The 11,924-nt window shown below is 38.9% G+C and carries 9 protein-coding genes; 6 read left to right on the forward strand and 3 right to left on the reverse strand.

What is annotated here, in order from left to right:
- Positions 1 to 5 precede the first annotated feature (5 nt).
- From VCM39_RS19675 to VCM39_RS19685, 3 genes are all read right to left on the reverse strand, one after another.
- Positions 6 to 1,589: a RagB/SusD family nutrient uptake outer membrane protein gene (locus VCM39_RS19675; RefSeq protein WP_322933225.1), complete on the reverse strand. Its 1,584-nt coding sequence runs from the start codon at positions 1,587 to 1,589 to the stop codon at positions 6 to 8.
- A 25-nt stretch (positions 1,590 to 1,614) separates the two neighbouring features.
- Positions 1,615 to 4,845, reverse strand: a complete 3,231-nt coding sequence (locus VCM39_RS19680) for a TonB-dependent receptor (RefSeq protein ID WP_322933224.1) — start codon at positions 4,843 to 4,845, stop codon at positions 1,615 to 1,617.
- 74 nt (positions 4,846 to 4,919) lie between these two features.
- On the reverse strand, positions 4,920 to 5,927 hold the full coding sequence (locus tag VCM39_RS19685; RefSeq protein ID WP_182416600.1) for a FecR family protein: 1,008 nt from the start codon (positions 5,925 to 5,927) through the stop codon (positions 4,920 to 4,922).
- A gap of 263 nt (positions 5,928 to 6,190) precedes the next feature.
- Between VCM39_RS19685 and proC the strand changes: the two genes are divergently transcribed.
- From proC to VCM39_RS19715, 6 genes are all read left to right on the forward strand, one after another.
- Positions 6,191 to 6,964 carry a pyrroline-5-carboxylate reductase gene (gene proC / locus VCM39_RS19690; protein WP_221650276.1) on the forward strand — a complete coding sequence of 258 codons (774 nt, stop codon included), beginning with the start codon at positions 6,191 to 6,193 and terminating at the stop codon, positions 6,962 to 6,964.
- Positions 6,965 to 7,069: 105 nt separating this feature from the next.
- Positions 7,070 to 7,624, forward strand: a complete 555-nt coding sequence (locus VCM39_RS19695) for a helix-turn-helix domain-containing protein (RefSeq protein ID WP_195660556.1) — start codon at positions 7,070 to 7,072, stop codon at positions 7,622 to 7,624.
- A gap of 7 nt (positions 7,625 to 7,631) precedes the next feature.
- Positions 7,632 to 9,287 carry an AMP-binding protein gene (locus VCM39_RS19700; protein WP_289292721.1) on the forward strand — a complete coding sequence of 552 codons (1,656 nt, stop codon included), beginning with the start codon at positions 7,632 to 7,634 and terminating at the stop codon, positions 9,285 to 9,287.
- A gap of 314 nt (positions 9,288 to 9,601) precedes the next feature.
- On the forward strand, positions 9,602 to 9,802 hold the full coding sequence (locus tag VCM39_RS19705; RefSeq protein WP_221650274.1) for a DUF2007-related protein: 201 nt from the start codon (positions 9,602 to 9,604) through the stop codon (positions 9,800 to 9,802).
- A gap of 523 nt (positions 9,803 to 10,325) precedes the next feature.
- Positions 10,326 to 10,961: a hypothetical protein gene (locus VCM39_RS19710; RefSeq protein WP_221650273.1), complete on the forward strand. Its 636-nt coding sequence runs from the start codon at positions 10,326 to 10,328 to the stop codon at positions 10,959 to 10,961.
- A 26-nt stretch (positions 10,962 to 10,987) separates the two neighbouring features.
- Complete coding sequence (locus VCM39_RS19715) at positions 10,988 to 11,845, forward strand: thiol-activated cytolysin family protein (RefSeq protein WP_221650272.1); 858 nt, start codon at positions 10,988 to 10,990, stop codon at positions 11,843 to 11,845.
- The last annotated feature ends 79 nt before the right edge of the window (positions 11,846 to 11,924 follow it).

Here is an 11,924-nt window from a genome sequence, read left to right on the forward strand (position 1 = left end):
ATTGCTTAATTATAGCCTTCATTTTGAGGGAAATTTTCAGGTCCCATATTAATAACCTCCGCCTCCGGAATCGGCCATCTCACGAAATGTGGATTCTTAGGTAAGTTTACTCTTCCGGCAATGGAAGTGGAAATACGAGGGTCGCCTGCATATTTCTTCACCTGATCGATCAGAATGCCATGACGTTTCAGGAAATACCAGCGTTGCCCTTCCAATGCCAATTCACGTGCCTGTTCATCAATCACATCCTGCATCGTTACCGTTCCGGTGAATTCCGGATTACCAGCACGCATCCATGTCTTGTTGAAATATTTTTTAGCCAAATCGTTATTCCCCATACGAACCGCTGCTTCTGTTGCCAAAATATACGTTTCAGCCAGACGGTAAACAATAATATCCTTATAAGAATACTGTTCAGTGGTACTACGTGTCCAAACATCTCCATACTTGGTACATCCCGGACACAGGTTCTTATCTACGGATCCGCCAGTCGTCATTGTTATATATTCACCCGGTTTCACACCGCGGATCGTCTTATTTGTCGAGTTTTTGTACTGATGAATATAAAAAGCCTTGTATCTCTTATCTACCGTTTTATCTTTATACAATGAGAAAAGATAAGGACTCGGATAACAACGTCCCCAACCGTATGACCAGTTTTCAACACAACAGTATTCATCTCCTCCGAAAGTGGTACGATAGGGTGCTATGAACCAGCAAGCATAAAAATGTCCCTTAATTGCTCCGTTATCCGCAAGATTATTACCTCCCGGATTACGACTCCATTGTTGTACAAGCAAAGCTTCACTATGATTCAGGTTATCTCCATTAAATATTTTATCAATATCTACCAGTTCATAACCAGCTCCGGAAGTTTCGATAGCCTCAATCTGGTCGAGCACTGTCTGCCAATCTTCATTCCAAAGTGCAACGTCAGCCATAATATGACGGGCGGCAGCTTGATTAAATCGTCCTATATCTTTTGGTTTCCACTCCAGATATTTGATAGCAAATTCCAAATCTTCATACAAAAGTGTAAAAACCTCTTCTTTGGCAGCCGGTTTAAACTCACGCTTATCGTTCACATTCTCCGGAGTAGTAGAAGAAGTATTCAACCAAATACGGTCAAACGTACGATATAACAGGAAATAAGACTGAGCTCTATAAGCTTTAGCCTGTGCAACCAGATTATTCAGCACATCTGTTTCCGGTAGCTTCTTTGCTGCTTCTATAATGTCATTACACTTACCGATAATGCCGTACATACCCTTCCACATATCAGCCGGTTGAGCAGCAGAGGGTTTCAGATAAGTAGGATCATACGCACCATAAAAGTTACCAGTACCTCCATTGGTCACGCTCAGATCGGTAGCACGTCTCAATGCAAGATTAATTGAACCTTCATTTTGATCCTGATATTTACGATCCAATGCATATAGGGACGTTACAGCCAGGCTTAATCCATCCTCTGTCTCAAATACATATTGAGTCGTATATCGAGTCTGGCTCTCTTCTTCCAGAAAATCACAAGCTGTAAAGCCGAGCGTAACCAAACTTGCTATTAATATTTTTGATAAAGTTGTTTTCATCTTCAATGGATTTATATGTTTTTTCTTAGAATGAAAGGTTCACACCAAACAGCAATGTTCTCGGTTCGGGATAACTACCGGTATTCACTTCCGGGCTATAGCTCTGAACTTTTGTCTTAGTCCACAAATTATTGGCAGAAAAATATACCCGCAATTTCTGCACATAGAACTTCCGGCTGATATCCAAAGGCAGGGTGTAACCTACTGTCAGATTTCTCAGACGAATGTAACTTGCATCCTGATAACCCAAAGAAGTGATGTAGGCCGGAACTTGTGTATAGTTTGGAGCAGGAGTCGTATTCGAAGGATTTTCCAGAGTCCAATAATCGCGTTTGATTCCGTTTCGCTTACCAGACAAATCACCTCCCTGTTCCCAACTCGTCAAATAGGTATTGTTTATCACTCCACCATGGGATACATAGAAATCCACACTTAAATCTACCCCATAGGCGTTCAAAGACGTCCCGAAAGAAGAAATCCATTTTGGGTCACGCTGTAACACAACCCGGTCTGCTTCTGTAAGGCTACCATTTTTATCCGTATCTGCTACTCTCACCATACCCGGCTGCGCGTTAGGCATGTGTGAGTTTTCAATATCATCACCCGTCTGCCATATTCCATCAAATTTATAATCATAATACACATTCATCGGTTTACCAATAAACCATTTTGAAGTAACATCGTCCAACGGTTTTCCATCTTCGTCCGTCTCTCCGGTAATCTTCACAATTTTATTCCGATTGGCAGAAATAGAATAGTTCAACGCCCAGGTCAGTATCTTATTACGGATCGGATAACCGGTAATAGAAAATTCCACCCCTTTGTTCTCTACTTCACCCAAATTCATCAATTGACTTGAGTATCCTAAACTCTGGCTAATTTTACGCTTTACAAGCAAATCCGTTGTTTTCGTTTGATATACTTCCAACGTACCACTAATACGTTCTTTGAAAAATCCAAAGTCAAGTCCGATATTAGTAGAAGTAGTAGTTTCCCATTTCAAATCCGGATTCCATAGTTCATCGCCCGGCAGGAAACCTACCTGGACATTATTCTCACCACCAAATTCATTCATGTGTGCCTGCGTCAGTCCCAAAGTAGAATAAGGATCAATAGCCTGGTTTCCCACCTGTCCCCAAGATGCTCTGAGTTTTAAGTTCGATACCCAATCTACACGCTTCATAAAACTCTCTTCGCCAAGTCTCCAGGAGGCTGCAAAAGAAGGGAAATAACCATATTTATTATTCTTTCCAAATACAGATGAACCATCCACACGTAAAGCAGCAGAAAAAATATAGCGGTCCATCAGCGTATAGTTCACACGTCCTAAATAAGAAAGAAGCTTTCTCTCGGAAATACCACGAATCGGAGTATTAAAATTCACTGCCGATGAAAGAGCATTATACCCTTTTTCATCACTCGAAAACCCCATAGCTGTTTGTTCCGTTTCTGTTGTCTTCATGGCGTTTACACTCTGCATCAATGTTATGCCAAGACGGTGTATCTTATTGAATTCCTTATTATAATTCAAGATGTTCTCAAACAAAAATTCTGTTCTCAATTTTGTTTTTACGGTTGCTTTGCCGTTAGTATCCCTACCTGTAGTGTGATCCCGATATAAATAACTACCTGTATTTTCATTCCGGTACGTCATACTCCCATTGGCACGGTATGTCAGACCCGGTATGATTTCCCAATCCACATAAAGGTTAGTAAGGAAATTATCTGTTTTCAAATCGTTAATGGCACGATTCATATTCCAAAGCGGATTATAATGATTTTCACCTGCATCTGTTACATCCATACGCAATGAGCCATCATCCTTATAAACTTTTGCTAATGGAGGCATCGTAATAAAACGGTTGAATGTGCCATCGGCACTTTCTGTTTTCGAATGTGAATAGAAAAGATTGGCACCCAAACTCAAGGTCTTAAATATCTTATGGTCTACATTCAATCGACCGGTGATACGGTTGTAACCTGAGTTCATTACCATACCCGATTGGTCGTAATATCCTAAAGAGAAAGCCATTTTAGATTTTTCATTACCACTACGTATCGTGATGTCATGCTTTTGCTGCATAGCCGACTTAATCATCAAATCTTCCCAATCCACCCATTCACCAGACTGCATTACATCGCGCATCGTTTCACTGAAACAGTCTTCATCATTATAATTATCTGTCCCATTTGCATTTTTCCATGCTTCCCTGCGGTAAGTAGCCCACTCATCACCATTATAGAAATCAAAATTACGATGAATATTCTGACTACCAATATAGAAGTTATAGTCTACACGCGGTTTTCCATCTACGCCCCTCTTTGTGGTAATTAATATAACACCATTGGCAGCACGAGCACCATAAATAGATTGTGAAGAAGCATCTTTCAATACTTCCAGAGAAGCAATATCACTTGAATTTATCTCATCAATTGACTGCATCGGAACACCATCGACTATATAAAGAGGAGCATTATCACCTGATAAAGAACGGCGTCCACGAATATAGATATTTGAGCTACCACCCGGTTTTGCATTCGTCATATTTACCTGTATACCGGCAGCTTTACCTCTCAACATTTCGGCCATAGTAGTAGTTGGAGTTGCATTCAAATCGTCGGCACTTACTGAAGCTATGGCACCGGTCAAGTCACTCTTCCGTTGTACACCATATCCTACAACAATCACTTCATCCAGTTTCCTGGTATCTTCATACAATCTTACATTCAACGATTTAGCATCTGTAGCTTTTATTTGTGCCGAAGTATATCCTATATATGAAATATCAATCATTCCCCCTTCAGGAACCGTCATAGAAAAGTTACCATCCAAATCTGTTGTTGTACCGATATTGGATGCCTTATTTATAACAGTAGCTCCAATGATAGGTTCTCCATTTTCATCCATTACTATACCCCGAACTTTTACCTGTCCTTTGGAGTGCGCATTCTGCTGCTTGACAGATTTGCTTACATACACGTTTTTACCATCTATACGATAAGCACAATCCATATTCTTAAATAAAAGATCTAAAACCTTATCAATAGACTGATTTTTCACATCTATAGTTACATGTTTCTTTACATTCAGCTCATTAGTCGGGATTACAAAAGAGTAGCCTGCGTTCTTTGTTATTTCATTTAGAACAGCCGAAATAGGCTTGTCAACCATCTTTAATGTTACTCCTGTACCGGTTTGAGCCATAGCTAAACCTATTACATAGAGAAACACTAATAAACATAGTAATTTTCTCATAAATATTAAACTTTTAATTAACGCTATTTTTATCTATAATCCCTCAACGCTTCCCCGGGTAAATGAATGTAGGATTAATATATTTCTATTTGATTATCTTTCTTTTTTATATGTAGTATCGCATCTTCTTTCATTTTATCTAAAATCTGGTCAATCGTCTCGCTGTTGACAAATGTCAGATAATATCTCCTGGATTTCAGTGCCTCCGTCTTAATCGTTATATTGACGTTAAAGCGACGTTCCAGTTTTTTAGCAATTTCCCAAAGCGGTTCGTCACAGAATGCCAATATTCCATCGTGCCATGATAAATGTGAATCAATTTCAAAACGTTCCTTCTTTGCCTGCTTCTTCACCGTATTAATAATCAGGCGTTCGCCCGGAACTAAATTAGTGGATTGCGATGCAAACAGACAGGTGACGGAGACAGAACCTCGCAACAATTCAACAGTTGAAATACTATCTTCTTTAAATGATTTCACATTGAATACCGTTCCATGAACCATTACGGCCATCTTTTCATTTTTCACGATGAAAGGAAGCTCTTTATTTTTAGTAACGTCAAACATTCCTTCACCTTCTACATATACAGTACGTGTTTCTCTGCCGAAGGAACGGTCATAGCGCAAAGTAGAACCTGCATTCAACCAAACAACCGAACTATCCGGCAGTAATATTCTGGACTGCGAACCTCTTGGTACAAAAAACTCCGATTGCGTAAATAAAGCGTCATCCTGCCGGGATAACTCATATATGCCCCAAAAAACAGCCGTACTGAACAAACCCAATAAAAAAATTGCAGCATATGGAAGTAACCTTTTCCCGATAGAATATATTTTTTTTGTTTTCGGCATATCAAAAGCTTGCATATGCAATCTACCGGACAAACGATTCCATTTATTATCTATATACGAAGTATTCTGATTAGAGACAAACCATTCTTCTTCCCACTCCCGGAATAGCTGCATATTTTGCTCTTCTTTACGAAGAAAACCAAACAGTTCTTTCTCCTCTTCCGGAAGTAAGTTGCCTTCAAAATACTTAAATGCAAGACGGCGCATATAATCAGTTTCTTGTTCTTTCATAATGTTATTTGTTATAATTGAGACAATCTCATTGATATTTACCCAACCTCAAATACGAAAAAAAATAAAATTATTTTCAACTACGACTCACTATTTCATTCATTCCATCAGCCATTTCACTAATTAGTAACTTATTACGGGAGATAAAATCATTAAATATCAAGCTATTTCCCACCAAAGTTAATAAAATACATGCCTTATTTATTAATATTTTCACTTTTTACATTTACCTTTGTCTCCAACGTACTAAATAACATCAAATTATGAAAGTAGCTATCATTGGTGCAGGAAATATGGGTTCTGCCATTGCACGTGGCTTAGCCCAGGGATATCTGATTCAAGGACACGAAATTATTGTTTCTAATCCAAGTAATGGAAAACTGGAGAAGCTAAAAGCCGACTTTCCCAATATTAAAACAACAAACGATAACATAGATGCAGCGGCTAATGCCGATATCGTAATTGTTGCAGTAAAGCCTTGGCTGATAGAAGAAATACTCAATCCACTCCGCTTGAAACGTACACAGATACTTGTTTCATTAGCTGCCGGGATCTGTTTTGACGATCTGGCACATTTTTGTGGCGAACCGGAGATGCCCATCTTCCGTGTCATTCCTAATACCGCTATAGCCGAACGTGCCAGTATGACGTTGATCTCTGCGCGGAACGCTTCGGATAAACAGAAAAAAATATTAACGGATATATTCAACGAAATGGGATTGACAATGATTATACCGGAAAGTAAAATAGCAGCGGCTACAGCTCTCACTTCATGTGGCATTGCATACGTGCTTAAGTATGTACAAGCCGCTATGCAGGCAGGTATTGAAATGGGAATCGCCCCGAAAGATGCTATGAAAATGGTAGCACAATCTTTGGAAGGAGCAGCAGAGTTGTTGCTAAATAAAGAAACACATCCCAGTGTTGAAATAGATAAAGTAACCACTCCCGGCGGGATCACCATTAAAGGAATTAACGAACTGGAACATGCCGGATTCACCTCTGCGGTGATTAAGGCGATGAAGGCATCGAAATAATGTTCAATGATGAATTGTCATTTTTTTTAGAACTTATAAAAATAATTACTGCAAACATTAAAACCGCCAAGCTAAATATTACATTAACAATTAAACATTAAATACATGGACGACCAAATCAGACAAATTGCCGAACGATTGCGCGGATTGCGTGACGTATTGGAACTTACCTCAGAAGATATCGCCCGCGATTGTGATATCTCCGCAGAAGAATATCGCCTGGCAGAAACAGGACAATACGACATCTCAGTAGGTATGCTACAAAAAATCGCACATAAATATGGTATCTCTCTGGATGCACTTATGTTTGGCGAAGAACCTAAAATGAGTAGTTACTTTCTGACCCGTGCCGGAAAAGGAATAAGTATTGAACGCACCAAAGCCTATAAATACCAGTCTTTAGCTGCCGGATTCATAAATCGCAGTGCCGACCCGTTTATTGTAACGGCTGAGCCAAAACCAGACGATGAACCGATACATTACAACAGTCATAGCGGACAGGAATTCAATTTAGTACTCGAAGGCCGTATGTTGGTCAACATCGAAGGTAAAGATCTGATACTGAACGAAGGTGACAGTCTCTATTTCAACGCTAAACTCCCACATGGCATGAAAGCACTTGACGGAAAGCCAGTGCGTTTCCTCGCCGTTATCATGTAATATTATTATGGTAGAAAGATTTTTATCACAGACAACATTCTCTTCGCAGGAAGATTTTATCAAAAACTTAAAAATCAACGTACCCGAAAATTTCAATTTCGGGTATGATGTAGTAGATACCTGGGCTGCCGAACAACCGGATAAGCCCGCACTGCTGTGGACGAACGATAAGGGTGAACATATCCAGTTCACATTTGCTGACATGAAACGTTATACAGACATGACAGCCTCTTATTTCCAATCACTCGGCATCGGCCGTGGGGATATGGTAATGCTTATCCTGAAACGCCGTTATGAATTCTGGTTCAGCATCATCGCCCTGCACAAACTGGGTGCTACGGTTATTCCCGCCACTCATCTGCTGACAAAGAAAGATATTGTATACCGCTGTAATGCCGCAGACATCAAAATGATTGTTGCTGCCGGTGAAGAAGAGATCACGAAACATATTATTGAAGCAATACCCGAGTGCCCTTCTGTACATAAACTGGTAAGCGTAGGTCCTGAGATGCCGGAAGGATTTGAAAACTTCCACAAAGGCATTGAATCTGCCACTCCATTTGTCAAACCGGAACATCCGAATACAAATGATGACATCTCACTGATGTACTTCACTTCGGGTACTACCGGTGAACCGAAAATGGTAGCACACGACTTTACCTACCCACTGGGACATATCGTAACAGGTAGTTTCTGGCATAATCTCACGGAAAACAGCCTCCATCTCACCATTGCGGATACAGGTTGGGGAAAAGCGGTATGGGGAAAACTTTACGGACAATGGATTGCCGGAGCAAACATCTTCGTATATGACCATGAGAAATTTACTCCGGGTGATATCTTGACAAAGATACAGGATTATCATGTCACTTCACTCTGTGCCCCTCCAACAATTTTCCGTTTCCTGATTCATGAGGATCTGACCAAGTATGATCTCTCCTCACTACAATACTGTACGATTGCAGGCGAAGCACTGAACCCGGCCGTATTTGATACTTTCAAAAAGCTGACAGGAATCAAATTGATGGAAGGTTTCGGACAGACTGAAACCACTTTGACTGTAGCCACTTTCCCCTGGATGGAACCCAAACCGGGAAGTATGGGTGTGCCCAACCCACAATATGATGTTGATCTCATAGATAATGAGGGCCGTTCTGTGGAAGCAGGTGAACAAGGGCAAATCATCATTCGTACTACCCAGGGAAAGCCATTAGGACTGTTTAAAGAGTATTACCGGGATGCAGACCGTACACACGAAGCTTGGAATAATGGTATTTATTATACAGGAGATGTAGCCTGGAAAGATGAAGACGGTTATCTTTGGTTCGTAGGGCGTGCAGATGATGTGATCAAAAGCTCCGGTTACCGGATCGGCCCGTTTGAGGTGGAAAGTGCTTTGATGACACACCCTGCTGTTATTGAGTGCGCTATCACTGGAGTACCCGATGAGATTCGTGGTCAAGTGGTAAAAGCTACCATCGTTCTGTCTAAGGAATATAAAGCACAAGCAGGTGAAGCATTAATAAAAGAGCTTCAAAACCATGTCAAAAAGGTTACTGCACCTTATAAATATCCACGTGTCATTGAATTCGTCGATGAACTGCCCAAAACTATCAGCGGAAAGATACGCCGCGTGGAAATTCGTAAGAACGATGAAAAATAAGATACATTAATAGATAAGCGTTCTAAAACACAGATTAGCATTGACTCTTCGTAAATTTATTCCTCATTCAGGCATTTACTCCACGAAGACCAGTGCTAATTTGCATTTTATATTCCGGGGCATTGTTTTGTTCATTTTCCGAAACTCTAATCATCCACAATGACGGAAATGGAAAAGAAACGTTAATTGTATCAGTTTATATCATGCCTGCTAACGTTTGCAACAAATCTTATAAAGATTGAACGATAAGTTATAATCCATATTAGAAACATGCTCTATATTTGCAATATCAAATACAATAAAAACCAAAACTAATGATTACAAGTAGAAAGATTTCCCAAATTGATGTTTTTGCCGGTAGCCCATGGGAAGTTGCCAGCGTAAAAAGACTTCTGAATGCAGCTTACATTGAAGTTTCAATAAAAGATAAAGGTACTAACCGTATTTTACTATCCGTACCTTGTGAGTTTTATACAGCCGCTATGCGTGTTATAGAAAGCAGAAAGATTTCATAGGTTTTCAAAATATACCAGATTAAGATTAAGTTAGATTGGAGCCGGCCCGATGCGAAATCGGAACCGGCTTTTTTATTATTATCTTTCTTCAGATTTGTTATCTTTGTATCTTTATAATAAAGTGTAGTACAAGCTCAGTACAAATTAACAATGTTAACGAGTAAATCCAAACATCCTTTTTCTATGAAATAAAAGTACGTACTCTTCAGGCATAAAAGTACGTACTCTTAAACAGTAAAAATACGTACTTAACACACACTTAAATACGTACTTTTATAAACTGAAAATATCACATTATTCAATGCATACTCTTTATCCCATAATTGATATAGAAAAGTCTTCTTCTACCTTCTGCTTTCACAAGTGGTACACAACCTGAAACCATAATAAAATATAAATATGAACAATACCGGAACAGGATTGTCTATTATCATTATATTTGCAGAGTAAATTACTATACTCTGCAAAAGAGTATCACTAAATATAGACAATCTTAACTATCACATAAACAATACATAATATAATGAAAAAGCTCCTGAAAAAGAATGCTTCTTACACTGTAAGTATAAGTATAGTCCAAAACCCTTTTAAGTTGATAAAGAATAAAATGCTCTATTTCACATTATTAATAGGAGCACTTGCTTTTACATCTTGTACTAACAATGATCCACAACCCGAGCCACCAGCTCCTACCGGGGAATTATATACTTTAAAATACAAATCGCAAGAAATACTGGAGCTAAAACAAATGAAAACAGAACAGGAAGTACAGAATCTCCCTGTCGAAGAATCAAGTAAGTATTTTGGAAAACGTTTATCACTCACTAGCCCAACCGAATTGCAATTAAAAGATGATTCTCTCTTCATCATCAAAAACTACGGAATCACTGAAAAATATAAAATGAAATCCCACAATAATGAAGTATTTCTTTATAATGACCTATCGGACACATGGGAGTATTGCGGAACAAGAGAAGATAAAAACAGTTTTACACTTAACATAGGTTTCTATATTCAGGAAAGAGTAAACAACCAACGAACTTTGTATGCCATCGGACAGGAGTATTCACTAAAATCTTTTTCCGACTTAATGGAATATATAGGTAAAGACGGGCTATCATCTGTTATCTGGTTGAAGCAGCAAATTGTTTTTGAATAAATATAAATCTATAAAAGCAACGAAAGATGAAAACAAAAATAAGATATGCCATATTGCTTCTTTTAGTGATTCAAACCGGTTATGCACAAGAAGCGAGTAACTTTACCGTAAAGGCTCCCGACAAAACATTTATAGGAGCCATATTAGAGCCCGGCAGTATCAACAGTGATGCACATCAATTTCTGGATGTTTCCCTCAATCCTATTACAATCAGTTATAGCCTTCCAATGAAAAGTCAGGAAATAACACCGGATTATGACAATATGATGAAAGCGATCCGGGAAAGATTGCAACAAAACAATGTCTTGAAACCAAACTATCAATTCAACAGTTCAATTGACGAAATAAAATCTTATGAAGAATTAGCCATCTATTTCGGACAGAAAATCAATCCGTCCCTTTTCTTCGGTACTTCACGCCAGAAGCAGAAAAAGACAATTGTTGTATTAAGTATCAGTCAAAGTTTCTTTTCTGTAGACATGGACTTTCCTGAATCGCTAAGTGACGATCCTACTGTGCTTGAGCAAAAAGACAAACTTATTTATGTCAGTTCTATTCAGTTTGGCCGTAAAGCAGTCGCAATCATCGAATCGGATTTTGATTCTCAAACAGTAAAAGCAGCGATTAAAGATATTATCAGTAAGACAGAAAACGATGAAGCAAGTATACTTGGCGAAAGTATGGCTGTCATTGCAAATGCCACTGTAAGATGTATGACTATAGGCAATGATAATATGGAAGAAACTGATCCGGACAATCCATTAAAAAATCTGATAAACTACCTGAACAAAAAAATGACACCGGAAGATTTTGGTATGCCCATTACCTTCTCAGCCGCTTATCTAAAAGATAATTCGGTATTTGTCAATAAATTCACAAAATAATATTTCTGAATTAGTACGCAACAATCTTTTGATCGAAACGCAGATAAACGCGGATTCTCGCAAAGAATCAATGACAAAG

The organism is Bacteroides mucinivorans (genome assembly GCF_034654355.2).
GTDB lineage: Bacteria > Bacteroidota > Bacteroidia > Bacteroidales > Bacteroidaceae > Bacteroides > Bacteroides nordii.

Excerpts from the sequence above, each read along its gene's own strand:
- VCM39_RS19680 (WP_322933224.1), bottom strand. The coding sequence starts at position 4,845 with ATGAGAAAATTACTATGTTTATTAGTGTTTCTCTATGTAATAGGTTTA.
- proC (WP_221650276.1), top strand. The coding sequence starts at position 6,191 with ATGAAAGTAGCTATCATTGGTGCAGGAAATATGGGTTCTGCCATTGCA.
- VCM39_RS19685 (WP_182416600.1), bottom strand. The coding sequence starts at position 5,927 with ATGAAAGAACAAGAAACTGATTATATGCGCCGTCTTGCATTTAAGTAT.
- VCM39_RS19710 (WP_221650273.1), top strand. The coding sequence starts at position 10,326 with ATGAAAAAGCTCCTGAAAAAGAATGCTTCTTACACTGTAAGTATAAGT.
- VCM39_RS19715 (WP_221650272.1), top strand. The coding sequence starts at position 10,988 with ATGAAAACAAAAATAAGATATGCCATATTGCTTCTTTTAGTGATTCAA.
- VCM39_RS19705 (WP_221650274.1), top strand. The coding sequence starts at position 9,602 with ATGATTACAAGTAGAAAGATTTCCCAAATTGATGTTTTTGCCGGTAGC.
- VCM39_RS19675 (WP_322933225.1), bottom strand. The coding sequence starts at position 1,589 with ATGAAAACAACTTTATCAAAAATATTAATAGCAAGTTTGGTTACGCTC.
- VCM39_RS19700 (WP_289292721.1), top strand. The coding sequence starts at position 7,632 with ATGGTAGAAAGATTTTTATCACAGACAACATTCTCTTCGCAGGAAGAT.
- VCM39_RS19695 (WP_195660556.1), top strand. The coding sequence starts at position 7,070 with ATGGACGACCAAATCAGACAAATTGCCGAACGATTGCGCGGATTGCGT.